Consider the following 24174-nt stretch of genomic DNA (forward strand, 5'->3'; position numbering starts at 1 on the left):
TGAGGGCTTATCCCCTATTTTGGTGGCTGATCGGGGTGTGATCCGACACGCATGCCGCTTTCCAGCTGATCCAATAATCTCATATCGCCATCGTCAAGCTGAAAGTCAAACACGGTCATATTTTGTCGCTGCCGTTCTTTGTTCGTTGACTTTGGAATCACAATAAAATCGTGCTGCAGGTGCCACCTGATTATTACTTGTGCCGGCGTTTTGTTGTACTTTTTGCCAATTTTCATAAGAACCGGATCATCCAAATACTTTGCCCTGCCAAGTGGAGACCATGATTCAACGGCAATTCCATGTTCCCGACAATAAGTTGTTGTCTCTCTTTGTTGCAACTTGGGATGAAGCTCAATTTGGTTGACGGCAGGTGCGATCTGCTGGGTAGCTGCCAGGGTTTGCAAATGGTGATCCAGGAAGTTGCTGACCCCGATCGCTTTCGTCCTACCATCCTGATAGAGTTTCTCCAACGCTTTCCATGTTTCCGGGAACATATCTGGAACCGGCCAGTGGATCAGGTAAAGATCAACATAATCAAGCCCGAGCCTTGTTAAACTGGCTGCAAACGCTTGCTGCGCCCGTTCAAAGCCTTGCTGGTCATTCCATACTTTGGTCGTGACAAAGAGCTCTTCCCGGGGAATTCCAGAATCTTGGATTGCTTTACCTACCCCCTCTTCATTCCCATAAAAACTCGCCGTATCAATATGCCGATAACCAAGTTCCAGTGCATGTCCAACCGTTTCATATACATCTTCAGCAGGCACTTTGTATACACCCAGCCCCAATTGCGGAATGTACGTGCCATTATTTAGTTGTTTTTGTGTTTGCATATCCATCATGTTTCCCTCCTTGTCCTCTAGTATATCACGATGAACAGGTAGAAAATGAAGTGTGTATTTTGAGTAAAATTTGCCTAGCCAGATATTCTAAACGTAAGAGGTGAAGTTTAGGAGAAGTTATTTTTACTTGCTGTCCTTACCGTCCCACGGTTGAGGATAGCTATTCTGGGTAAAAAGGCATTTAAAAATTTCTGCCGGCCGCCATAGTTATGTGTATATTCACCAAAGCACTTGATCAGTTCGGCCAAAAGAAAAATGGCGGATATGTTATAAAGAAATTAAACCGCTAAATGGTGTTAAATTTGTAAGTCGCTCCAAACTAATTACGTTGGCAAAATTGACAAAACTCCAGTACTTGGGAATTGATTCGATACGAGTATTACTTCTTTATGGGTTTCAATATATGATCGATTTCACTTCCAAAGAAAGACAAATAAAAACAGCTAAAATATTACAATTTTGTAAATGGGAGACTGTCCCCTGTTGTAGTAAAATATTAAAGTGTTAAAGCAATTATAGATGAATGGGTGGAATGTAAGGTTGTGTTTACGCAGCATGTATCTGTCCGTAAAATAATGTCAGGTACCCGCACTACTAACATGGGCGCCTGACACCAATTCAAAAACATCTATTTGATCAATTTTAATTCAACCGGAACGAAGTCGTCTAGTTTTTCCCCATCGAGTACTTTAGCTGCTGTTTCAACAGCTTGTTTTCCGATTAGATCCGGCTGCTGTGCAATAGTCGCAGCCATGTCCCCTTCCTTTACCGATTTAACTGCATCATCTGTCGCATCAAAACCAACAACAACCACATCATCCATTCCTTGTGCTTGCAACGCCTCGTATGCTCCTAATGCCATTTCATCGTTTTGAGCGAATACTGCATCGATATCCTTATGGCTTTGGATGATATTCTCCATTACGCTCAATCCTTTGGTTCGATCAAAATCACCAGATTGACTTGCAATTATTTTGATATCCTTCTTCTTATCAATAACATTGTGAAAACCTTTACCACGTTCCCGTGTAGCGGAAGCACCAGAAACACCTTCCAGTTCTACTACGTTTCCTTTATCTTTCAACCTTTCGCTTATAAACTTCGCTGCCATTTCTCCGCCTTCTACGTTGTCAGAAGCAATATGGGTAACAACTTCTCCCCCATCAGAACTGCGATCCACGGTAATAACAGGAATATCCTCATCATTAGCCATTTGAACAGCGGAAGCCACCGCTTCAGAATCAGTCGGATTTACAAGCAATATATCAATATTTTGCTGCAGCATATCTTCAATATCACTCATTTGTTTAGAAGGGTCATCTTGTGAATCTGCTGTTACAATATGATGTCCAGCATCTTTTGCGGCTTTTTCCGCCCCGTCACGCAATGTCACAAAGAATGGATTATTCAAAGTAGAAATAGATAATCCGATTTTAATATCTTTATTTTTTGTATTGTCACCATCACCTTCAGACTTTCCAGGCTGATCCAAAGAGCAACCCGTTACCAGCATCATAACCAATACTACTAAGCCCATTAGTTTCACATATTTTTTCATCATAATCCTCCCCAACCTATTGTTTTTTAGATTGCCTGTCCAATAATACAGCTAACAATATAACTGCACCTTTGACGATTTGTTGATAAAAAGAAGAAACATTCAACAAGTTCAACCCATTGTCAATGACACCAATAATCAGGGCACCGATCAGTGTACCTAATATTTTTCCTCGGCCACCCATCAAGCTTGTCCCTCCGATAACCACCGCCGCAATAGCATCCAATTCATATGAAGTCCCCGCGGTTGGCTGGGCGGAATTAAGTCGGCTCATCATAATTATGCCAGCAAGAACGGACAGCATCCCTGTTAAGGCATAAACCCAAATTTTGACACGATCCGCCTTAATACCGGATAACGTCGATGCTTCTTCGTTACCACCAACTGCATAAACTTGTCTTCCAAAAACCGTGTTCCTCAGAATAAAAAACAGCACCAAAAATATAATCAGCATGATGACGACCGGAAATGGGATGCCAAGTAGATAGCCTTTACCGATCATTTGAAAACTGAAGCTATCCGATAGTCCTGTAACAGGTTTTCCGTTTGTGAAAACAAGCGTTGCTCCGCGAAAAATCGTCATCGTCGCCAATGTTGCAATGAAAGGGGCCACCTTTCCTTTCGTGATGATCAGTCCATTGATGGCACCTAATCCCAAACCAATCAAGAGTCCAATCAATATCGCCAACATTGGGTCCATTCCACTTGTCAACATACCCGCCGTTAAGGCACTGCCCAGTGCAAGCAAAGATCCAACTGACAAGTCAATCCCTGCTGTTAAAATAACGAAAGTCATCCCGAAAGCAATTAGTGCATTAATAGAAATTTGTCTAAGTAGGTTTAGGATATTGTTCATTGTCAAAAAGCTGTCACTTAAAATACTGAGTATGATCATAATGAGTATTAACCCGATAAGTGGACCAATTTTTACGAGACGACTAGCCAATGATTTATTCAATATATTCACCTCCAGTTGCTAATGTCATAATTTTTTCCTGGTTTGCTTGTTCTCTGTCTAAAAACCCGGTGACTTTCCCTTCATGAACCACCATTACCCGGTCACTGACGCCAATTACTTCCGTTAATTCAGAAGAAATCATGATAATGGCAACTCCATTTCTTGTTAATTCGCCCATTATGTCATAAATTTCCGTTTTCGCACCAACATCTACTCCTCTGGTCGGTTCATCCATAATAAGCAACGTTGGATGAATACTAAGCCATTTTGCAATGACAACCTTTTGCTGGTTTCCGCCACTTAAAGACTTGGCAGGCTGTTCACTACTCGTCGTGCGAATCATCAATCTTTCAATGAGTTGATCCACGAGTTTCTTTTCATCCTGTTTGGAAATCACACCGGTTTTCGAAATATCTTTCAAATTGGTCAATGCCATATTTTCCTTAATAGAAGCATCAATCACTAATCCCTTTGTCTTTCTGTCCTCCGTTATAAAGCCGATGCCTGCCTCAATCGCATCCCGCGGGTGCTTAATATGCAATTCTTTACCATTGAGTTTTACACTGCCGCTTTTCATTTTTCGAAAACCGAAAATGGCCTCCATCATTTCAGACCGCCCGGCACCCATAAGCCCAGCGACCCCGAGGATTTCTCCTTCACGGACTCGAAAGGAAACGTTTTCAAACCATCCTGGACTGGACAATTCGTGAGCCTCAAATACGACCTCCCCGATTTTCCCCTCTCTGTTTGGGAACCGATCCCCTAATTCACGCCCTACCATCATTTTTACAATTTCTTGAAAAGACGTGTCTGAAATATTTCTAGTGCCGATCGATTCCCCGTCCCGCAATACTGTTATCCGGTCGCAAATTTGAAAAATCTCCTCCATACGGTGAGAAATGTAGATGATACTAACCCCTTTTTTCTTAAGTGAATCAATCACTTCAAAGAGACTCTCAATCTCACGCTCCGTTAGTGCCGCTGTAGGCTCATCCATGACAATCATTTCAGCCTTTGTTGCCAATGCACGAGCAATTTCTACCAATTGCTGCTGTCCGACCGATAGATTACTAGCGATTTCATTGGGATCAATATTGGTAACTCCCAAATCTTCTAGGCTCTTTTTCGTTCGGTTTTGCATTTCCTTTGTATCCAAAATCCCGAACTTCTTTGTTAATTCCTTCCCCATGAACATGTTCTGGGCAACGGTTAGATACGGGATGATATTCAACTCCTGATGGATAACACTGATGCCCTTCTGCTCCGCTTCCTTGGGATTGGCAAAATGGACTTGTTTTCCCTTCATCCTTACAACCCCACTGTCTTTTGGATAGATACCTGTCAGGATTTTGATTAAAGTAGACTTCCCTGCACCATTTTCACCCATCAATGCATGGATTTCGCCACTTAACACTGTAAACTGAACATTGTTTAACACCTGATTTCCCGAAAATGATTTACTAATATTTTCCATTTCAACAAAAGTGGTACGGGGCATTTTTCAAACTCCCTTCTTAAAAAATCACGCCTGATTGAAGGATAATATTTGCAAAAGGTGTATTTTATCCTGTACGAATAACTGCTTTTGCATCTAGTATCTTCTTTTTCAGCAACTCGCGCGAAATGTATGCTTTCGGTATTGCGTCACGACTATCCAGCACTTGTACATGCAATGATTGATTTTCTACTTTTATTTCGTCTGCCATAGTCATTTTTTCAATCTCCATATCACCCATCACCGCTTGCAATACAGATAAAAAGTTCGGTTCTCCTTGTGTAATGGATAAATCTATACACCACGTTCCATCTGGTATGGGTATAGCCCACAATCTGCTATGATAATACTATCCGTGTGGCCCATTTTTGCCAATACCGCAGCTATTTCTCTATTTAATATTCCTTTCTTTTTCATCAGCATCATCTCTTCTCCCCGCTATAAATCTCTCTAGTTGTATTCGTGTTGGCATCCCGTTTTGCGCGCCGATTTTTGTTACGGATAAAGCAGCGGCAACCGCTTGATTTGCACCCTTGCCTCCAGGATAGGTAGCAAACGACCTGCCTAAGACAGTTTCTCCTTGTATTGGCGCCATATCGGCTGTAGTAGTCATATTCATATTTATACTACCTACCACACGTATATTTGGGGTTCTCATTTTAGTTTACCTCCTTGCCGATTGACGTTCGATCAATGCTGCCTTGAATTCAACCGAACCCATCATTTTCTCTGGTTGATTAATTTGTTCCATCAACATTTCTGCAGCTCTTGCCCCCATATCATAAATGGGCTGTGCCATTGTCGTTAATGACGGGGTTGTCGTTTCCCCCAGGGATATGCCGTCGAATGCAATAACGGATAAATCTTCCGGCACTCGTATTCCCAGCGATTGTGCTGCTTTTAATACGCCAACTCCCATCAAATCGTTAGCTACAAATATACCATCTGTTTGTGGGTTGGCAGTTAACAAATCAATTGTTGCTGAGTATGCTTCTTCAAATGTATAATTGCCCGACTTGACATGCGTCTTTGTAAACCAGCTTTCCTTCTTGACAACGGCCAAGTAACCCTCCATCCGTTGCACAGCATTTCGAACATTTTTCGGACCGCTGATATGGGCAATTTTCGTGCAGCCAATAGCTTGTAAGTAATGAACCGCTTCCCGTGCACTATCGTAATTATTCACGGTAACAGATGGGAAGCTATCGTTGATTTCCCGATCAACTGCAATAATTGGAAAATTAGCATTGACCACATGTTCGTTTGTCATCGTGCTGGATACAATAATAATGCCATCTATTGATTTTTGACTTAACGTATTCAAATATGCCAGTTCTTTTTGCAGATCATCATCGGTATTGCATAAAATGAAAGTATAGCCGTGTTTTGTTGTGATATCTTCCACTGCCCGGGCTAATTCGGGAAAATATGGATTCATAATATCCGGAACAAATAAAGCAATCATTTTCGACTTACCTTTAAACAAACTCCTCGCCACATCGTTTGGCCGGTAGTTCAACTTTTCAATTGCCTTTTGAACCCGGTGTTTGGTACACTCATTAACATTTGCCGATTCATTTAGCACGCGCGAGACGGTGGCAACTGAAACCCCCGCTAGTGTAGCAACATCCCTTATTGTAGCCATGTATCCAACCACTTTCTATTTGAATGATAAACGTAGTGTAACCCGTTACATAAATAGTAAAAAACAAAACGGGTTAGAAAACATGTAACCCGTTAACACATAGAATAAAACGTTTTCATTCCGTTTGTCAATACTTTTTTTATGTATGAGGATGATCATTTATAATTGTCTCTTGGACAATTTCCCTGAAGACATCCTGTTTTAATAACAGTATCTCTGGAACAGCTTCGATAACGAGGTCAGCAGTTGAAACGCTTGCAATACTAGTTGGTGTTATTTACCCTTTATATTTGCATGTCGTTCTTTGAGATCGTTCAGATGATATAACCAAAACAAAGGACTGTTTTTTATACCTACGGGCGATGCTTATTTCTTACTAAATAATTACAACCCGTCAAAAGAGGAAGACAGCTTAAGAAAGTAATCCCTCATAAACCGGCTGTGGGATTGTTTATTGTGGGTATTATCGGAAACGATAAACATTCTGGTTCATCACCATTACGACTCCCCAATCATCTTATTAATATTGTCCTGGTTATCATCGATCCACTTTTGGGCAACTTCTTTTGCATCCGCCCCATCATAAATTTTGTTGGTTAGGGGTACAGTGCTTGTCCAAGCGAATACACCAAATTTAATCATCCCTTCATCCTTACCATCGTCTTTTGCTTCGATATCTGTTGAATACAGGTAGCGATTAATAATAACAGTAAGACAATGATAAAGCTGCCTATGATTTTTCTTTTCACAATGATCATCCTTCCAGAATAATTGTAACTTTCGCTGTCCGAAAACCACAGAAAAAACACGAGAATATGTTTTTCTTTTTTAGGCAATGATTCCATCTCACTTGGAGCTGTATCTTTTGTGATAGTTAATTTTTGAAGGAAGAAAAATACAGTTTTAGTGGATAGCGGAAACAGTTGATGAGAATGGGTGCCGGGGAGGTAAAACATTTGGTTAGACGTAAAACGTATTCTAAACTTGGCTAAGGTGTCTGACCCCAAACTCGTAAGGCTGGAAACTTGGAATAATTTCATATATAATGGATATAGATAAAGGGAGAAGCGCTATCAACACTTCTCCCTGCAACTACTACCCTCCGGGGGGGTGGTTGTCAACAATTATTTACATTTATTGAAAACCACCCTTTTTCTTTCGACGGAGCAGGGTGGTTTTCTCCTTTTCAAGAAAAGCCTTCTTAAAGAAGTGCGTACTGATTGCACGAACAATTCCTTTTAGAACTTCTCTGAAAAAGTCGAAAAACGTTTCCATGATTATCACCTCCTTTCCGATCGATAATGATCAGGAAAGAAGTGCGACAACCAACCACCCTTACCATATACAGTTGCTACTTTATTTTATCACACATTAACATGGTATCATTTAATCATTTTTCGACAAAACATGACATAGTTCAGAAAGCGACAGGCGCCCTACAACATTAAATGCCTTTTTGGGGATCATATAAGAAAAACCGGGCAAACGCCGCCAGGTCCTTTTCTATCCACCAAGACTAGAGAAAATCTGTAATTTATATTCCTGTCCATGTATGCCTTTATAATACACTGGATACATTTCTCCCCCACATTGTTCACAGGTGAATCTCGGTGGTGTAGTCTCCTCCATCCATTAAGTCATAAGGAATTTCCTCCTCATCATGACACGTCAAACAATGATAATTGACAAACGTCTTCTTGGGACGCAGATGGTCGCTTCCTTTTTGCCGTTGAATCATGGTCTCCACTTGGCAGAGCGAAGTATTTGTATGATCCGGTACTGATGCAGATCGGCGAGAAATATAAAAAATTAACCGTTTCATATACCTCTTCAGCATGCACTTTGTATACGCCCAATCCCAATTGTGGGATCTTTATGCTATTATTTACTTGTTTTTTCGTTTGCATATCCATCATGGTTCCCTCCCTATTTTCCAGTTATCGTATCAATGACCAACTTCCACTGCACTCGACCGTTTCTTTATTGGTAAATCCCTTCTTAAATGCCAAATGAATCATTTTCTGTGTCTTTTTGCTAATCGCTTTTGATAAATCGTTTGGTTTATACACTATTTTAATCCTCCGCTAATTTATGAATCCTTGTTCAGTATGCGGGATACACGATTTAAAGTAAGCACCTTTCATAAGGTTGATAAAAGCAGACAAATGAAGCTAGAACTATTATGATAAAATATTACAATTTGATTACAGTTATGTCTTATCTATTCAATATATCTGAAATTTTGCTACAATTAATATATATTCATATCGGAGGTGTCCACGATGAATCCTGTCATATCATATATTAAGCTGACCCAAGAGTTCAAACACAAATTAGGGAGAGACTTAACAAAAAAGGAAAGTGATTTCATAAAGTGGATGGTACATCAAGAACTGGAAAAACAAAGGAAATCCGGGGAAAAATACCCTTCGTAGTCGAATACTGCAAAAATAAAGCAATGATAGGAATGCATCTGCCCCTTTATCAAACTTTTATGACAGGAAGGGATAAAAGGATTGACTCTATGATAGATTGTTACATGAAAACTATACTCCCCTTACAATACAATCGTCACAAATGCCTCATTACATAGCGCTGTCTGTGGATCCAAATATTTTGGACAGATTTTTTAATTCTTTGGCGTCATTCTGTCACGCCTCTGTTTCCCGACAGGATTCCCTCATTGCTAAGAAATTTTCACTCCTTAAACCCAATGCTATTAATCAACTGGGCAATTCGTTTTGGCGACTCATCCATGCCGTTTGCAACCCATTGTTTTATAACATAAATGCTCCCGCTGATGAGAAAGGTTATCGCATATTCGGAAATATCTGCATCTACATCATCGTTGTTAACCAAACTTTGAATCAGAAAGGACCGAGCAACGTCCATCACTCGTTGTTCAAAGGAATGAGCGGTATGTTCATTGAGAAGTGTTTGGATTATTTCATATTTGGAGACAAGATATTCTAGGAGTTTTTCGGTCATCTGTAGTGCTTCTTGTTCCAGCTCGAAATTATATTGATTTAAATAAGCGTTAAGATCCGTGATGATTTCTTCTTCTATTTGCTCGAGCAAGTCAAATTGATCTTTGTAGTGCGTGTAAAAGGTAGAACGGTTAATATCAGCCTGTTCGCAGATTTCTTTAACGGTGATTGCGGAAATTGGTTTGCTCTTCAAAATAGCAATTAAACTATCCTTTAAGACTTGTCGGGTATATTTCTTTCGTCGATCGAGTTTTTTGTTCATCAAATTGTCACACTTTCTTTTTACTTTTTGCCAACATAATTACGGCATGTGTTGGCTTTTATACTTAAATTACAAAACTGTTTGTTGTAAATCCAACACGGTGTCGTATATAATATTATCGTATTTGAACAAATGAAGCAATAAAGTGAAAGGATGAACATAAGACCACAATGACAGAACGTATTATAAAGCATAAAAAATCGATTGTCATCACCTTTATGGTTTTGACGATTGTCAGTGTGGTGGTGCAGTTTGGCGTCCCGGTCAATCATGATATGGTCGACTATCTACCGGATGATGCACCATCCATGAAGTCTATGGATGTGATGGATAAGGAATTCGACGATGACGTGGCCAATACACGGGTTATGATAAAAGACGTCAGCATCCAAGAGGCCCTGGCATACAAGGAAAAATTGGAAGCCATTGATGGTGTTTCCGGCGTCATGTGGCTTGATGATGTGATCGACATCAAGACACCAATTGAAATGGCCGATACGGATACCGTTACATCGTACTATAAAGATGGCGATGCACTGTTCTCCTTTGAAATTGAAGATGGAAAAGAAGTGGAGGCAACAGATGCCGTCTATGATTTAATCGGCAAGAGCAACGCGATGTCGGGGGATGCACCGGATACAGCACTCTCGCAGAAGATGACGGGCGAAGAAGCGATGAATGCCGCATTAATTCTCATTCCCATTGTGATTTTGATTCTGCTGCTATCAACAACATCATGGATGGAACCGATCTTTTTCCTGACAGCCATAGGAGTCTCCGTTCTAATAAACATGGGGACGAACATTTTTATTGGGGAGATTTCCTTTGTGACACAGGCTGTCGCACCAATTCTGCAATTGGCCGTATCCCTTGACTATGCCATCTTCCTGCTCCATAGCTTTACCGATTATCGGCAGACGGCTAAAACTCCGGAAGAAGCGATGAAACTGGCAATGAAGCGGTCATTCCCAGCCGTCGCAGCGAGTGCATCGACTACTGTTTTCGGGTTTATGGCGCTGATGTTTATGAAGTTTGGGCTTGGTGCGGATTTAGGCCTGAACCTGCTGAAAGGAATCATACTAAGCTTCATCAGTGTAATGATTTTCCTCCCGGCACTCACGTTGATCTTGTACAAATGGATTGATAAAACGCAGCATCGACCGTTCCTGCCCAGCAAATATAATATTGGGAAATATATTATGAAGCTGCGTATTCCGGTCTTATTGATTGTGGCAATTCTTATTGTACCAGCCTTTTTGGCGCAAAGTCATACGAACTTTCTTTATGGAACCGGAGAGCATCCGCATGATACAAGGGCCGGTCAAGATGCTAAGAAAATAGAAGATGTATTTGGTAAATTTACACCAATGGTTCTATTAGTTCCAAAAGGAGATCTGGCACGAGAAGAAGAAATGGTGCAGGATCTTGATGAACTGGATGACGTGAAAAGTACAGTTTCCTATGTCAATACCGTTGGTGCAGGCATACCACCAGAGTATCTCGATGAGTCGGAAACCGAACCATTCTTTTCGAAACATTTCAGCCGGATTACCTTAAATACCACAACGGATACGGAGGGTGACGAGGCATTTGCCCTTGTCGATAAGGTTAAAGAAATTGCCGCTGATTATTATGGTAATAAATACCATGCTCTGGGAGAGAGCGTTACCCTATACGATATGAAGGATATTGTGGAAAAGGATAATACATTGGTCAACTTACTGACGGTGATTACAATCGCTATTGTTTTGCTTATTACATTTCGGTCCATTTCCTTCCCAGTTATCCTATTACTAACGATCGAGACGTCAGTATGGATTAATTTGTCATTTCCATACTTTAGCGATTCACCGCTTGTTTTTATCGGGTATTTGATTATCAGTACGGTTCAACTGGCGGCAACGGTTGATTACGGGATCCTATTCACCGAAAACTATACGCTGCTCCGTAAAAAAATGAGTGCTATCGATGCCGTAAAGAAGACCATTAATGAGAAGATTTTCTCCATTGGAGTGTCCGCATCTATCCTGTCCAGTGTCGGATTTATTTTGTGGGCAACGTCATCCGATCCAATTGTCTCATCGATTGGTCTGTTGCTCGGACGTGGTGCATTATTGGCGTTTCTACTTGTTGTGTTGTTACTGCCAGCACTGTTGCTCGTATTTGACCGCGTGATTGAAAAAACAACCTGGAAACCAAATTTTTACAAAAGGAAAGAAGAGTGATTCGATGCGATTCAAACAAATAGCAACTGTAATGATGGGTACCGTTCTGGTGTTTGGCTCGCTTCCTGTTTCTGTATTCGCCAAGGACAATGAGAATGGAGATACGGGATCCGGCAAATACTCCACAAAGGATGAAGCCATTTACGGCAATTTGGGAGCAAATGGAACGCTGGAGAATATGTATGTGGTAAACACGTTTCACGTCACAAAACCTGGCAAAATTACGGATCACGGTAATTATACCAATGTTCGCAACTTGACTAATTTATTGGATATCAAACAGACAGCTGACAATAACGTCCGTTTTCAGGCGGAAAAAGGCGATAATGACTTTTATTATCAAGGTGACATGGTCAATCAGCCATTACCATGGAATATTGCTATCACCTATAAGCTGGATGGAAAAGAAGTGGATCCGGATAAATTGGCTGGAAAAGACGGATCACTGGAACTCCAGATAAAAACCTCCGGCAATGATGATGTCGATCCAACTTTTTTCGAAAACTATATGATGCAAATCTCTCTGACGCTTGACCCGGCTAAATTTGCGGATATCCAAGCCCCGGATGGAACCAAAGCCAAATCCGGTAAAGATACGCAAGTGACATTTACCGTCATGCCCGAAAAAGAAGAAACCTTCATTGTATCTGCTCATGTAAAGCATTTTGAGATGGATCCGATTGACATTTCGGCAACGCCCGCTTCCATGCCGATTGATGATCCAGATTTGGGCGATGTGAAAGGTGACATGCAGTCATTGTCTGATGCTATTAAGAAGATTAATAGTGGTGTCGGCGATTTGAACAGTGGTATTTCGAATCTGAATGATGGGGCGGCGGATTTGAGCAACGGTTCGAGCAGCTACCTGAATGGCATTAATCAGCTGGACCAATCATCAGGAGAACTGGTTAACGGGTCTTCGGAAATTAATGATGTTCTCCAGCAAGTAAGCGAGGCGGTGCAGGGTGCTCCTGAAGATGCTCCGGACATTAGTCAGCTTGAACAATTGCCTGATGGGATTCGTAAATTAGCAGACGGCTTGGAGCAATCTGCTGACGGACTTGATCAATTGCGTGATAACTATCATAAAGCATACAGCAATTTGGATGATGCCATGAACGAGATTCCAGCTGGCGATATTGATGAGGGCCAATTGAAGAAACTACTTGGAAGTGATGTCGATCAGGAAGTCGTCAACCAATTGATTGAAACCTACAAGGCGGCCCAAAAAGCCAAAGGAACGTATCAAGCGGCTTCTGAAGCATTCGGTGCAGTGACGGAAACATTGGATGACGTTTCTGATTCAGTAAGGGAAATGGCTGACAAAGCAAAATCCACTGCAACTGAAATTGAAAACGGCATGGACAACATGAATGGGTTGGATGCGCTGAAAGATCTGCAGTCGGGAGTATCGAGTCTCGCATCCCAATATCAGTCCTTCCACGATGGTTTAGTGCAGTATACGGATGGAGTTAGTGAATTGGCAACTACCTATCAAGATATTAATACCGGTATCCAAGGGCTGGCCGATGGTACTTCCTCTCTTAAAGATGGCGCTGGTGATCTGAAAGACGGTACAGAAGAACTGGAAGATGAGACCAGTGATTTGCCCGGTGACATGCAGTCCGAGGTAGATGAAATGATGGATGAATTTGATACATCTGATTTTGAACCGAAATCGTTTGTATCTGACAAAAATACAAACGTCGACGTTGTACAATTTGCCTTGAAAACCGAACCGATTGAGGTAGAAGAACCAGATAAGAAAAAGGAAACAAAGGACGAGGAAAAAGGTTTTTGGGAACGATTCATGGATTTGTTCCAGTGAAAGACTCCAAAAAAACAGCCATGCTTCATTCGTATAAAGTAAATTGATAAGGAAAAAATGAAGTGTTGAAAAACAGGAGTGGGTTCTATCCTCACTCCTGTTTTTTCTACTTTTCTACTAAAAAATCTCTGCCAAATCAATAGAAAACCTGCTAAAAACTTGGATGTGATTTCCCCCGTCCCGCATTGTACGTCATTCGGATCGCAACTCAATATCATAAGGTGCCGGAAATAACTCGCAATCCCTTCCATCAAGAAAGTTCCCGAATGAAAGCTGCAACTTACTGGAAATCCGCTGGTGTTTCGTCGATGGTGATGGGGACATATAAACGAGTCCATCAATATATTCCAGCAATGCATCATCTTTTTTGCGAATTTGCCAGTATTCATCTACTGTCATCGGATCATTGCGATACAGATACATACCCTTTTCACACTCCTTTTCCCTATGAAGTTTTGAGCATCCTCTGTGTTACTTCCCTGCTTGCTTAATAATCTCAATCACCCGATTTTTAGCTTGTTCACTTTGATACTTTTTCATATAATCGATCATGATTGGTGCCTGTTCTTTTAGACGGAGCAGCTCTTGAACCAGGTTATCCGCTGAAATTCGTTCTTCTTCCAATACCCGGGCATATTTCTTCTCATGGAACGATCTGGCGTTGACAATCTGGTCCCCCCTGCTTGCTTGTCTTGACAATGGAATCAATAGCATCGGTTTCTGCAATGCCAAAAATTCAAAGATGGCATTGGATCCGGCACGTGATAACACAAAATCGGTAGCGGCAAACAAATCCTTCAACGCTTCATTCACATATTCAAATTGGACATATCCATCCCGGTTGATGCTGGAATCAATTTTACCATTTCCGCAAATGTGAGCAATTTGAAAGACTGGTAACAAGTCGTCCAAACTCTCCCTTACTGTGTTATTGATTTTTTCCGAGCCACCACTGCCGCCCATGATAAGCAACACTGGTTTCGAGCTTTTAAATCCACATAGTTTTAGCCCATTTTCCCTGTTGCCCTGAAATAGTTCATCCCGGACAACGGCACCAACGTATTCTGCTTTCTTTTCCGGCAAATAGTTCATGGTTTCCGGGAATGTTGCCAAGACTTTTTTGGCAAATGGAATAGCCAGTTTATTCGCAAGCCCCGGCGTGTAATCCGATTCATGGATGATTGCTGACACACCGCGTAATTTAGCAGCCATGATGACCGGTACAGAAACAAATCCGCCTTTGGAAAAGATAACTGATGGCTTTCGTTTACCAATAATCCGCCATGCCTGCATCGTTCCTTTTAACACTTTAAAGGGGTCTTTCAGATTTTCTTTGGAAATATAGCGACGTAATTTTCCCGTGGAAATCGGATGATAGGTTACACCTTCCAATTGTTCAATCAAGGTGCGTTCGATCCCTTTTTTTGATCCAATATAATCTATGTCCCATCCTTCTTGCCGGAACACAGGAATCAATGCCAGATTCACAATAACATGTCCGGCAGTCCCCCCACCGGTAAAAAGGATCCGCTTCTTTTTCATAAAAATGTCTTCCTTTCTAAAGAACAAAGGTGGAAGCGCCCGGTTAGCAACGTACAAACTGGAAGACTCCTGACGAGATAAAGGAAACACGATGAGCGATCAGCGAATCGATGTTGACTTATCGTAGGAAGGCGTCTGAAGTTTGCTAGTTGCTGGGCGCTGGAGCCAGACGAGGCTCGCCCTGTTCTAAACTGAGTAAAGCGCAAATTTTCATATTTTCTTTTCTAATCTTAAAACGAATATGCTGTTGCGATCATCTTTAATCCTACTGGAAAATCAACAAAAACGGAAGAAAATTAACCCGTGCCAGGCACGCGAACATTCTGAATAGTTTCGGTTCCTGGCACGCATATATTTATCGCAGTGTAACTGGCTGTAAGGCTCTCACTTCAAGAATAGAGAAAATATAAAAATTCTAAGTGAGAGATCCAACAGCCAGTAACGGCCCGATTGGTTAGGAAGTTTCACTTTATAAGAATAACCCGGCAACGGTTGCTGATAAAATGGAAGCAAGTGTTGCTCCAACCAACAATTTCAGGCCGAATGACGAAACTTGCGCTGCCTTTTTTTGATCAATACCTTGTACAGTACCGGCGATAATTCCAATCGATGAAAAGTTAGCAAAGCTCGTCAGGAACACCGTTACAATCCCGATTGTTTTTTCCGACATTTGCCCAAGCATCGATTGGAAATCAAGCATGGCAACAAATTCATTGGTAACAATTTTGGTTCCCATCACGCCACCAGCTTGAATGACCTCACTTGGCGAAATACCCATTAAAATCCCGAGCGGTGAAAGTATATAACCAAGAATTTCTTGCAAAGTGACACCCGCGAAAATGAGCTGGATCAGCCAATTCACCAGGTCTAGTGACGCAATAAAAGCAATCAGCATGGCAGCAACGATTAATGCTACCTTCCCCCCGTCCAGTGCACCATTTCCCATTGCTTCAAAGATACTTCCATCTTGGGAAACATCTTTCACATCAACCTTATCCTCGGCTTTAGGTACCTTGACCGGTGCAATAATTGATGCGATCATCACTGCACTAAACATGTTTAGCGGCAATGCAACCAGTACATATTGCGCCGGAAGAATTTGAATGTACGAACCAACAATGGATGCCGACACCGATCCTATCGCCGAAGCACTGACAATATACAACCGGTTTTTATCCAAATGATGAAACTGCGATTTAATCGCCAATAGCGCTTCTGACTGACCGAAAAAAACACTGTTTACCGCGTTAAACGATTCAACCTTTGGTACTCCGGTAATTTTAGACAAAATTCCGCCAATATATTTAATAATCAATGGCAAAATTTTCAAGTAAGTAAGAACAGATAAAAGGGTAGAGAAAAATATAATTAATAATAGAACATTAAAGAAAAACACACCACCCTCTTCCAAATTAAAACCACCCACAACAAAATTAATGCCGTCTTGGCCAAATTCTATCAACTTATTAAAACCGGCAGAAATACCATTAATGATTTTTTGGCCCATTCCCGTTGAAAACATAAACCAGGTGATCAGCAGCTGACACACTAACATAACGATAATTCCTTGGTAATTAATATTCTTCTTGTCATTCGACATCAAATATGACAAACCAAGAACGACAATAATTGCAACAAGTCCCAGCAGAATATCCACGGGGCAACCTCCTCCAGACTAAAAATAATTGTAGAATACACATACAATTGTAAATGCTTTGGTTTACACCGATCGACAAATTACAACCCCATACGTTTCCATTCAACATTTTAACAAGATATCCGCCACTAGGCAACTAGAAAGTGTAAACGGTTCCTTTCCTCCAAATCATTACAGCTTGTTTTCTCCTCTTGGTACGGACTATTTGTATTGCTCAGCTCAATCAAAATGAATCACTCCTATAGATAATCCTAGTGCGCTGGGAAGAAAACCATTTGCAGGACAAAGATGACCCCAAATAGGTAAAGAATCCAATGAACATCTTTTCCTTTGCCACTTACCAATTTCAATAAAGGGTAGGTTATAAATCCGATCGAGATCCCTGTAGCAATGCTTGACGTCAAAGGCATTGTCAGGATAATTGCAAATGCCGGAAAAGCTTCGTCGAACGATTTCCAATTGATTCGTGCCAGCCCTTCCATCATGAAACAACCAACAATGATTAATACCGGAGCAGTAATCGCAGACAAGTCGGCAATCGCACCAATAATCGGCGTAAAAAATATCGAAATAGCAAACAAAATAGCGACAACAACCGAGGTTAACCCGGTTCTTCCCCCTGCTGCTACACCTGACGTTGATTCAACATATGCCGTGGATGGACTTGTCCCAAACATGGAGCCGATGGTTGTTGCCGTTGCATCAGCCAATAGTGCTGATTTGGCTCGTGGCAGCTTGCCGTTTTTCATAAAACCAGCCTGTTCAGCGACCCCGATTAACGTGCCCGTCGTGTCGAAAATTGTGACAAGTAAAAAGGCAAAAACAACTGTATAGAGCCCATTACTAAACACACCGGCAATATCTATATCGAAAAACACGGGAGCTGGTGGCGCAGAGATAAATCCATGAAACGACAATTGCCCAGTAAAAAAGCCAATAACACCGGTTACGACCATCCCGATAAACAAGGCTCCCGGTACATTCCACGTCATTAGAATTAATGTGATAAACAGCCCTGCCAATGTTAATACAGTTCCGGGAGCATGTAAATCACCAAATGCCACCATTGTTTCTTCATTAGGTACGACGATTCCGGACATTTTCAATCCCATAAAAGCGATAAACAAGCCAATCCCGGAAGTAATACCGAACTTCAATGATAGCGGAATGGCTTCGATTAGCGTTTCGCGCAATGTCGTCAAACTTAAGATAATAAACACAATACCCGCCAAAAATACAGTTCCAAATATAACCTGATACGATAAACCTTGCGTAGCTACCACACTGGCAAAATAAGCATTCATTCCCATCCCTGGTGCAATGGCAAACGGATAATTCGCAAAAAGCGCCATGCATAACGTACCTATGACAGCTGATATAACGGTAGCCATAAACACTTGATTAAACGGTACGCCCGCAGCTGATAGAATAGCCGGATTGACAACGATAATATAAACCATCGTCAAAAAAGTTGTTACACCGCCAACTATTTCAGTTTGGATATTTGTATGATTCTGTTTTAATTTAAATAATCTTTCCATCACACACACCTTCATTTACGAATGATTATAACAACTATTTAATATAATATTCGTTTTCCGCGATTTATGCAATAGACATTTCAGAAAAAATAGTCAAAATTGAGTTTTGACTATCTTTGACATCCGGAAACCATTATTTTCCTCTGTTGATTTTACAAATTTGAACTGGGTTAATCCTTTCAAAATGGCATTTCATCAAGATGACTAATTCCTTAAACATGCTATAATAGAGATAAATATTAGAAAAAAGGAGGCTCTAAAAATGCATGAAGATATTCAACTAGTTTTAACAGAAATAAATAAATTAAACAGTAAGTTCGATTCACAAGAAGGTAAGCTGGATTCCCTTGAAAAACGGTTTGACGTCCAAGAAAATAGGTTTGACTCACTCGAGAAACGTTTCGATACCCAGGAGGATAAATTCGATTCACTCGAGAAACGTTTCGATACCCAAGAGGATAAATTCGATTCACTTGAAAAACGTTTTGATGCCCAGGAGGATAAATTCGATTCACTTGAAAAACGTTTTGATGCCCAAGACGATAGGCTAGATGCAATTGATAATCGTTTTGATGCCCAGGATGATAGATTTGACGCAATCGATAATCGTTTTGATGTCCAAGACGATAGGTTTGATGCAATTGACAATCGTCTTGATGCTCAGGATGGCAAGTTTGACAAAATTGATAGTCGTTTTAATGCCCAGGATAGCAAATTTGACGCAATTGAAACGAAAATGGATTCACTCGAGAAAACAATGAATAGCGGCTTTAAAAACCTCAAGGAAGAAATGGCAATGAATCATTCACTCCTCAAAACAAATCATAGTATGGAATATAACCTTCTTAGACAAGTCCATCACGATGTTAAATATACAAAAGATCAGGTTGGCAAAAATACAGAATTAAAGGCAGATGTGGATACACTAAAGGAGACGGTTTCTGACATGCAATCTGATATCAAATTACTTAAAAGAGTAACTACAACACAGCAATAATCCTCCATTCATTTGACATACAAAAGCCCCGTCATGGTATTTAACCAAGATGGGGCTTTTATATTTACATTAGCCTTCTAACAATAAATCATATGGGTCTTCTAACATCTGTTTAATGCGTACCAGGAATTGTACGGCTTCCGCGCCATCCACAACACGGTGGTCATAGGATAGGGCAAGATACATCATTGGCCGCACTTCAATGGAACCATCCGGCATTGCCATTGGTCGTTTTATAATGTTATGCATTCCCAAGATACCTACCTGTGGTGCATTTAGAATCGGTGTTGACATCATCGATCCGAATGTACCGCCATTTGTGATTGTGAATGTACCACCTTGTAAGTCTTTTAATGACAGTTCTTTATTTTTGGCCTTCACACTGAGTTCACCAATCGCACGTTCAACACCGGCGAAATCAAGACGATCGGCATCACGAACAACTGGTACGACCAATCCCTCTTCTGTTGATACAGCAATTCCGATATCGTAAAACTTCTTCAATACCAGTTCATTGCCTTGAATTTCCGAGTTGATTTCCGGAAATTCTTTTAGTGCCCCAACAACTGCTTTGGTAAAGAATGACATAAAGCCAAGTTTAACATCATGTTTTTTGATGAAATTCTCTTTCCGTTCACTACGCAATTTCATCACTGCGGTCATATCGACTTCATTAAAAGTTGTCAACATGGCAGTTTCATGCTGTACAGCAACAAGATTCTTGGCAATCGTTTGGCGACGTCTGGATAGCTTGATGCGCTCAACAGGCTTGTCAAATTCCGTCTTTTCGGATTGCTTTGTTGCTTCTTGTTTGGCCGGCTTTTGCTCTTGTTTTGGCTCATTTTCAGCCTTGGCTACTGCTTCAACATCTTCCGGACGAACCCGGCCCAATGGATCGCGAGTACTAACCTGGCTCAAATCAATGTTTAATTCACGCGCGCGTTTTCTAGCTGCAGGTGAAGCAACCACATCTTGTTTGTTGTCATCTGCCTGTTGATCTTTTTGTGGTTCCGCTTGTTTTGGTGCCTCTTGTTTTGATTCTTCCTGTTTCGGCTGTTCATCTGCTTTCGCTTTGTCTTTTGTTTCGGATGAAGACGTGTCTCCAGAAGCTTCCCCATTTTCGTCAACTTTGGCGATCACATCTCCAACTTCGACATCATCACCTTCATTGGCGACGATTTCGGTAAGTACCCCAGCGGAATCAGCATTAACCTCCACGTTTACTTTATCTGTCTCCAGTTCAACAACGGCGTCACCTTTTTCAATCTTGTCACCTTTTTTTACTAACCATTCGGCGATTGTTCCTTCTGTAATGGATTCTGCCAGCTCCGGTATTTTAATCTCTTTCACGGGTATCTCCTCCTTGTGGTTCTCTTATTGCTTCTTGGACGACTTGGTTTTGTTCAGTTTTATGCACATTGGGTTCTCCAACTGCTGGAGCAGAACGGTTTGGACGACCAACATATCGGATGGACTGGCCTTCTTTCACCAATTCTTTCAGATATTCAACAACAATGACCCAGGCACCCATATTTTGCGGTTCTTCCTGGACCCAAACGATTTCTTCCAGGTTAGGTAGCTGCTCCAGTTCTTTCACCAATTCTTTTTTTGGAAATGGATAGATTTGCTCCAATCGCAACACACGGAGCCAGTCAAATGAGTTTTCAGATTTATCGATTGCGTCCTCAATGTCGACCATGACTTTTCCGCTGCCGATCAGTAGTCGTTTAGCATTTTTCTTGCTTACTTTCAAATTAGGCTGTGACCGAAGCGGCTGGAATTTACCCTCTGTAAATTCCTTCGCTTCTGATGCAACACGCTGATTTCTTAATAAACTTTTTGGTGTCATTAAAATCAATGGTCTAGCTTCCTCACGCCCACGCATCGCTGCTTGACGACGGATTAAATGGAAAAATTGTGCTGACGATGTCACGTTGGCGACAATCATATTATTTTCTGCAGCCAGTTGCAGAAAACGTTCCAATCGTGCACTGGAGTGTTCTGGACCTTGACCTTCATAGCCATGTGGCAGAAGGACAACCATGTTTGATTTTTCGCCCCATTTAGCACGGGAGGCGGAAATAAACTGGTCAAAGATCACTTGTGCGGCATTCGCAAAATCGCCAAATTGTGCTTCCCATAAGACCAATGTGTTTGGTGATTGAACGCTGTAGCCATATTCAAAGCCCAATACGCCAGCTTCTGAAAGTGGACTGTTACGAATATCAAATGATGCCTTTGCCTCATCCAAACCATGCATTAAGCAATACGAATCACGTTTTTCGACATCATGCAATACAACATGACGGTGTGCAAATGTTCCACGCTCGGAGTCCTGACCGGTCAAGCGAATTGGAATACCGTCCTTTAAAATGGAGGCATAGGCCAATGCTTCCCCGGCACCCCAGTCGACCTTATTTCCTTTATCCAGCATGCTCTCACGCCGCTTTAAGATTTTCTCCAACTTCTTAAAACCAGTAAAACCCTCTGGACGTTTTAGCAACCCTTCATTTAATTCCTTTAATTGGTCAAGTGGAACTGCCGTTTCAAAGCGGTCAATACCATTGGTCAGTGCTTTTGGCATGCTTTTTGCTTCTGCATGGCCATTATCATTCTCTTTCATACCTTCAAAGATATCCCGCAAATCACCTTGTACTTTTTCTTTCATTTGCGACAAGGCATTGTCTTCCAAAACACCTTCTTCTTGCAAAGCATTCGCAAACACAGTAGCAACAGTCGGATGTTTATCAATCTCCTGATAAAGCTGCGGCTGGGTTGTTCTTGGTTCATCCATTTCATTATGGCCATAGCGGCGGTAACCTACCAAATCAATTAAAAAGTCTTTATGGAATGTTTTCCGATATTCATAGGCAAAGTTCATAGCTGAAATACAGGCAATCGGATCGTCGGCATTAACATGAATGATCGGGATCTCAAACCCTTTTGCCAAATCACTTGCATAACGAGTAGAACGTCCGTCTTTTTGATCAGTCGTATATCCGACAAGGTTGTTGGTAATTAAATGCAAGGTTCCACCAGTTCGATAACCTGGCAATCCGCTCAGATTTAAAGATTCCGCAACGACACCTTCTCCAATAAAAGCGGCATCCCCATGAATTAACACATTAAATGCTTTGTCCAAGTCTTGTTTTGGATAACCCCTTTCACTCCGATCGTCTTGTGCCGCTCTGGTAATCCCTTGAACAACCGAATTGACAAATTCCAAGTGGGACGGGTTATTTGCCAATGTAATGCGTGTCGACTCGTCGTCACCATCTCTGACCTCCGTTGTTGCTCCCAAATGATACTTCACATCACCAGTCCAGCCATAGTTAATCCCCATCGATCCTTCAGATGGAATCAACTCCTTATCTGGTGAATGGTGAAACTCGGAAAATATTTTGTCATATGGTTTTCCCAATATATGTGACAAAACACTCAGTCGACCGCGGTGTGCCATCCCCATCATAATATGATCAATTTTTTCATCTGTCGCATGCTTGACGACCTGATCAAGCATCGGAATCATTACTTCCAGTCCTTCGATGGAAAAACGTTTTTGCCCAACAAACGTTTTTTGTAAAAATTCCTCAAAACCTTCTACATGTGCAAGCCGTTCCAATAGTTGTTTCTTTTCCTCAGCGGATAACGATAATAAGAGATTTCCTGATTCGATACGTTCCAGCAACCATTTTCGTTCGTCATCATTATTTACGTGATCATATTCAAACGTGATCGTACCGGAATAATATTTCTTTAATTGTTCAACGACATCAAGTCCATTCTCGATGTGGCCCGGTGCATCTTCCCATAACCAGGAGGCAGGAATACCTTTTAAATCTTCCTCTGTTAATCCGTACGACTCTGGCTCTACAAGTTCTGACTTACGTTTTCTACTTCTTCCGACTGGATAAATGTCGGCTTCCAAATGACCGTAACGACGAATAGCCTCCACAAGTTTCATTGCCGAGGTCAATTTTTTAACGTCATTAATGGAAGTTGAAGCTTGTGATATCGGTGCAGCACCATTGGTATGATGCGGCAATTCGGGAGCCCCATATTGATCAAACATTTCTTTTAAAGATGCATCAATTGCTTCCGGATCCTCTTTGTATATCTCATATTGTTCTTCAATATACCCTAAGTTTGGTCCAAAAAATTCTCCCCAGAATCTTTCATGAGATTCTTCACTTTGTGCCACGTTAATATACCCCCATTAGCAGTTAACTGTACCGTTAAACAACGGTATTTTCAAATTCCGTATCCATTATAGACCGGTCAGGTGACTACATCAACTAATATACCCTATTTTATGAGGTAAAACAACATCAGTTCCAAAGTGAAATAGGAGTTATGATATTTGTAAAATAATGAATTTATTGCATAGTAAATTAAATTAGCTGTGCGCAACTTTTAAAATGTAAATACTGACAGGACTTTCATATCTTTTTTTCTTATGGTTCACATCCGGGAAATTTTTCGCTATAATTAGGTTATAATCTAGGAAGAGGAGTCTGTTACATAAAAAAGGAGGCACCACACATGAAGTTGGCATTATTAATGGGGGTTGTTGTTACATTTATCATATCTATTTTCACTGCGGGATATGATGCAAAAGCAGGAAAGCCCAGAAAACAATA

Annotated in this window: 21 protein-coding genes and 1 pseudogene; 3 read left to right on the plus strand and 19 right to left on the minus strand. The window is 41.2% G+C overall.

Annotation, left to right across the window (positions count from 1 at the left end):
* Nucleotides 1-14 precede the first annotated feature (14 nt).
* From O2S85_RS13140 to O2S85_RS13195, 13 genes and pseudogenes are all read right to left on the minus strand, one after another.
* Entirely contained in the window at nucleotides 15-839 is an 825-nt protein-coding gene (locus O2S85_RS13140; RefSeq protein ID WP_439649401.1) for an aldo/keto reductase, read from the minus strand.
* 628 nt (nucleotides 840-1467) lie between these two features.
* Nucleotides 1468-2397 (minus strand): ribose ABC transporter substrate-binding protein RbsB, encoded by a 930-nt coding sequence (rbsB, locus tag O2S85_RS13145; protein WP_269412583.1) that lies wholly within the window; start codon nucleotides 2395-2397, stop codon nucleotides 1468-1470.
* Nucleotides 2398-2413: 16 nt separating this feature from the next.
* Complete coding sequence (locus O2S85_RS13150; RefSeq protein ID WP_439649461.1) at nucleotides 2414-3292, minus strand: ABC transporter permease subunit; 879 nt, start codon at nucleotides 3290-3292, stop codon at nucleotides 2414-2416.
* A gap of 55 nt (nucleotides 3293-3347) precedes the next feature.
* A complete protein-coding gene (locus O2S85_RS13155; RefSeq protein WP_269409770.1) occupies nucleotides 3348-4853 on the minus strand; it encodes a sugar ABC transporter ATP-binding protein in 1506 nt (501 codons plus the stop codon).
* Nucleotides 4854-4917: 64 nt separating this feature from the next.
* Nucleotides 4918-5267: pseudogene (rbsD, locus tag O2S85_RS13160) on the minus strand (D-ribose pyranase).
* On the minus strand, nucleotides 5242-5508 hold the full coding sequence (locus O2S85_RS18935; RefSeq protein WP_439649402.1) for a PfkB family carbohydrate kinase: 267 nt from the start codon (nucleotides 5506-5508) through the stop codon (nucleotides 5242-5244). Before O2S85_RS18935 ends, rbsD begins: the two are co-directional and overlap by 26 nt.
* A gap of 6 nt (nucleotides 5509-5514) precedes the next feature.
* The gene (locus O2S85_RS13170; protein WP_269409771.1) at nucleotides 5515-6495 is read right to left on the minus strand and encodes a LacI family DNA-binding transcriptional regulator; all 981 of its coding nucleotides are present in this window, start codon (nucleotides 6493-6495) and stop codon (nucleotides 5515-5517) included.
* 139 nt (nucleotides 6496-6634) lie between these two features.
* Nucleotides 6635-6772: a 3-hydroxyacyl-CoA dehydrogenase NAD-binding domain-containing protein gene (locus tag O2S85_RS18830; RefSeq protein WP_367746264.1), complete on the minus strand. Its 138-nt coding sequence runs from the start codon at nucleotides 6770-6772 to the stop codon at nucleotides 6635-6637.
* 221 nt (nucleotides 6773-6993) lie between these two features.
* Nucleotides 6994-7293, minus strand: a complete 300-nt coding sequence (locus O2S85_RS13175; RefSeq protein WP_269409772.1) for a hypothetical protein — start codon at nucleotides 7291-7293, stop codon at nucleotides 6994-6996.
* Between the two features lie 336 nt (nucleotides 7294-7629).
* On the minus strand, nucleotides 7630-7770 hold the full coding sequence (locus tag O2S85_RS13180; protein ID WP_269409773.1) for a hypothetical protein: 141 nt from the start codon (nucleotides 7768-7770) through the stop codon (nucleotides 7630-7632).
* 383 nt (nucleotides 7771-8153) lie between these two features.
* The gene (locus O2S85_RS13185; protein WP_269409774.1) at nucleotides 8154-8411 is read right to left on the minus strand and encodes a hypothetical protein; all 258 of its coding nucleotides are present in this window, start codon (nucleotides 8409-8411) and stop codon (nucleotides 8154-8156) included.
* A gap of 21 nt (nucleotides 8412-8432) precedes the next feature.
* Nucleotides 8433-8564 carry an aspartyl-phosphate phosphatase Spo0E family protein gene (locus tag O2S85_RS13190; RefSeq protein WP_269409775.1) on the minus strand — a complete coding sequence of 44 codons (132 nt, stop codon included), beginning with the start codon at nucleotides 8562-8564 and terminating at the stop codon, nucleotides 8433-8435.
* A 628-nt stretch (nucleotides 8565-9192) separates the two neighbouring features.
* Nucleotides 9193-9744 carry a TetR/AcrR family transcriptional regulator gene (locus tag O2S85_RS13195; protein ID WP_269409776.1) on the minus strand — a complete coding sequence of 184 codons (552 nt, stop codon included), beginning with the start codon at nucleotides 9742-9744 and terminating at the stop codon, nucleotides 9193-9195.
* Nucleotides 9745-9914: 170 nt separating this feature from the next.
* Here O2S85_RS13195 and O2S85_RS13200 point away from each other — a divergent pair, with 170 nt between their 5' ends.
* On the plus strand, nucleotides 9915-11969 hold the full coding sequence (locus tag O2S85_RS13200) for an efflux RND transporter permease subunit (protein ID WP_269409777.1): 2055 nt from the start codon (nucleotides 9915-9917) through the stop codon (nucleotides 11967-11969).
* A 4-nt stretch (nucleotides 11970-11973) separates the two neighbouring features.
* Complete coding sequence (locus tag O2S85_RS13205) at nucleotides 11974-13797, plus strand: methyl-accepting chemotaxis protein (protein ID WP_269409778.1); 1824 nt, start codon at nucleotides 11974-11976, stop codon at nucleotides 13795-13797.
* 192 nt (nucleotides 13798-13989) lie between these two features.
* Here O2S85_RS13205 and O2S85_RS13210 read toward each other — a convergent pair whose 3' ends face one another.
* The 4 genes from O2S85_RS13210 to O2S85_RS13225 all read right to left on the minus strand — a co-directional run bounded on the left by O2S85_RS13210 (nucleotide 13990) and on the right by O2S85_RS13225 (nucleotide 18537).
* On the minus strand, nucleotides 13990-14220 hold the full coding sequence (locus O2S85_RS13210; protein WP_269409779.1) for a Uma2 family endonuclease: 231 nt from the start codon (nucleotides 14218-14220) through the stop codon (nucleotides 13990-13992).
* A 48-nt stretch (nucleotides 14221-14268) separates the two neighbouring features.
* Entirely contained in the window at nucleotides 14269-15339 is a 1071-nt protein-coding gene (gene murG, locus O2S85_RS13215; protein ID WP_269409780.1) for an undecaprenyldiphospho-muramoylpentapeptide beta-N-acetylglucosaminyltransferase, read from the minus strand.
* Nucleotides 15340-15808: 469 nt separating this feature from the next.
* A complete protein-coding gene (locus O2S85_RS13220; protein WP_269409781.1) occupies nucleotides 15809-16996 on the minus strand; it encodes a NupC/NupG family nucleoside CNT transporter in 1188 nt (395 codons plus the stop codon).
* Between the two features lie 251 nt (nucleotides 16997-17247).
* Nucleotides 17248-18537, minus strand: coding sequence for an NCS2 family permease (locus tag O2S85_RS13225; RefSeq protein WP_269409782.1), 1290 nt, complete (start codon nucleotides 18535-18537; stop codon nucleotides 17248-17250).
* A 262-nt stretch (nucleotides 18538-18799) separates the two neighbouring features.
* Here O2S85_RS13225 and O2S85_RS13230 point away from each other — a divergent pair, with 262 nt between their 5' ends.
* Nucleotides 18800-19534, plus strand: a complete 735-nt coding sequence (locus O2S85_RS13230; protein WP_269409783.1) for a coiled-coil domain-containing protein — start codon at nucleotides 18800-18802, stop codon at nucleotides 19532-19534.
* Between the two features lie 69 nt (nucleotides 19535-19603).
* Here O2S85_RS13230 and odhB read toward each other — a convergent pair whose 3' ends face one another.
* Both odhB and O2S85_RS13240 read right to left on the minus strand, forming a co-directional pair.
* Entirely contained in the window at nucleotides 19604-20884 is a 1281-nt protein-coding gene (gene odhB / locus O2S85_RS13235) for a 2-oxoglutarate dehydrogenase complex dihydrolipoyllysine-residue succinyltransferase (RefSeq protein WP_269409784.1), read from the minus strand.
* Nucleotides 20871-23735, minus strand: coding sequence for a 2-oxoglutarate dehydrogenase E1 component (locus tag O2S85_RS13240; RefSeq protein WP_269409785.1), 2865 nt, complete (start codon nucleotides 23733-23735; stop codon nucleotides 20871-20873). Before O2S85_RS13240 ends, odhB begins: the two co-directional genes overlap by 14 nt.
* Nucleotides 23736-24174: the final 439 nt, after the last annotated feature.

Source organism: Lentibacillus daqui (assembly GCF_027186265.1).
Classification (GTDB): Bacteria; Bacillota; Bacilli; order Bacillales; family Amphibacillaceae; genus Lentibacillus_C; species Lentibacillus_C daqui.

Excerpts from the sequence above, each read along its gene's own strand:
- O2S85_RS13210 (WP_269409779.1), bottom strand. The coding sequence starts at position 14,220 with ATGTATCTGTATCGCAATGATCCGATGACAGTAGATGAATACTGGCAA.
- O2S85_RS13170 (WP_269409771.1), bottom strand. The coding sequence starts at position 6,495 with ATGGCTACAATAAGGGATGTTGCTACACTAGCGGGGGTTTCAGTTGCC.
- murG (WP_269409780.1), bottom strand. The coding sequence starts at position 15,339 with ATGAAAAAGAAGCGGATCCTTTTTACCGGTGGGGGGACTGCCGGACAT.
- O2S85_RS18935 (WP_439649402.1), bottom strand. The coding sequence starts at position 5,508 with ATGAGAACCCCAAATATACGTGTGGTAGGTAGTATAAATATGAATATG.
- O2S85_RS13195 (WP_269409776.1), bottom strand. The coding sequence starts at position 9,744 with ATGAACAAAAAACTCGATCGACGAAAGAAATATACCCGACAAGTCTTA.
- O2S85_RS13205 (WP_269409778.1), top strand. The coding sequence starts at position 11,974 with ATGCGATTCAAACAAATAGCAACTGTAATGATGGGTACCGTTCTGGTG.
- O2S85_RS13140 (WP_439649401.1), bottom strand. The coding sequence starts at position 839 with ATGATGGATATGCAAACACAAAAACAACTAAATAATGGCACGTACATT.
- O2S85_RS13200 (WP_269409777.1), top strand. The coding sequence starts at position 9,915 with ATGACAGAACGTATTATAAAGCATAAAAAATCGATTGTCATCACCTTT.
- O2S85_RS13230 (WP_269409783.1), top strand. The coding sequence starts at position 18,800 with ATGCATGAAGATATTCAACTAGTTTTAACAGAAATAAATAAATTAAAC.
- O2S85_RS13225 (WP_269409782.1), bottom strand. The coding sequence starts at position 18,537 with ATGGAAAGATTATTTAAATTAAAACAGAATCATACAAATATCCAAACT.
- O2S85_RS13185 (WP_269409774.1), bottom strand. The coding sequence starts at position 8,411 with ATGATGGATATGCAAACGAAAAAACAAGTAAATAATAGCATAAAGATC.
- O2S85_RS13155 (WP_269409770.1), bottom strand. The coding sequence starts at position 4,853 with ATGCCCCGTACCACTTTTGTTGAAATGGAAAATATTAGTAAATCATTT.
- rbsB (WP_269412583.1), bottom strand. The coding sequence starts at position 2,397 with ATGAAAAAATATGTGAAACTAATGGGCTTAGTAGTATTGGTTATGATG.
- O2S85_RS13180 (WP_269409773.1), bottom strand. The coding sequence starts at position 7,770 with ATGGAAACGTTTTTCGACTTTTTCAGAGAAGTTCTAAAAGGAATTGTT.
- O2S85_RS13150 (WP_439649461.1), bottom strand. The coding sequence starts at position 3,292 with ATGATCATACTCAGTATTTTAAGTGACAGCTTTTTGACAATGAACAAT.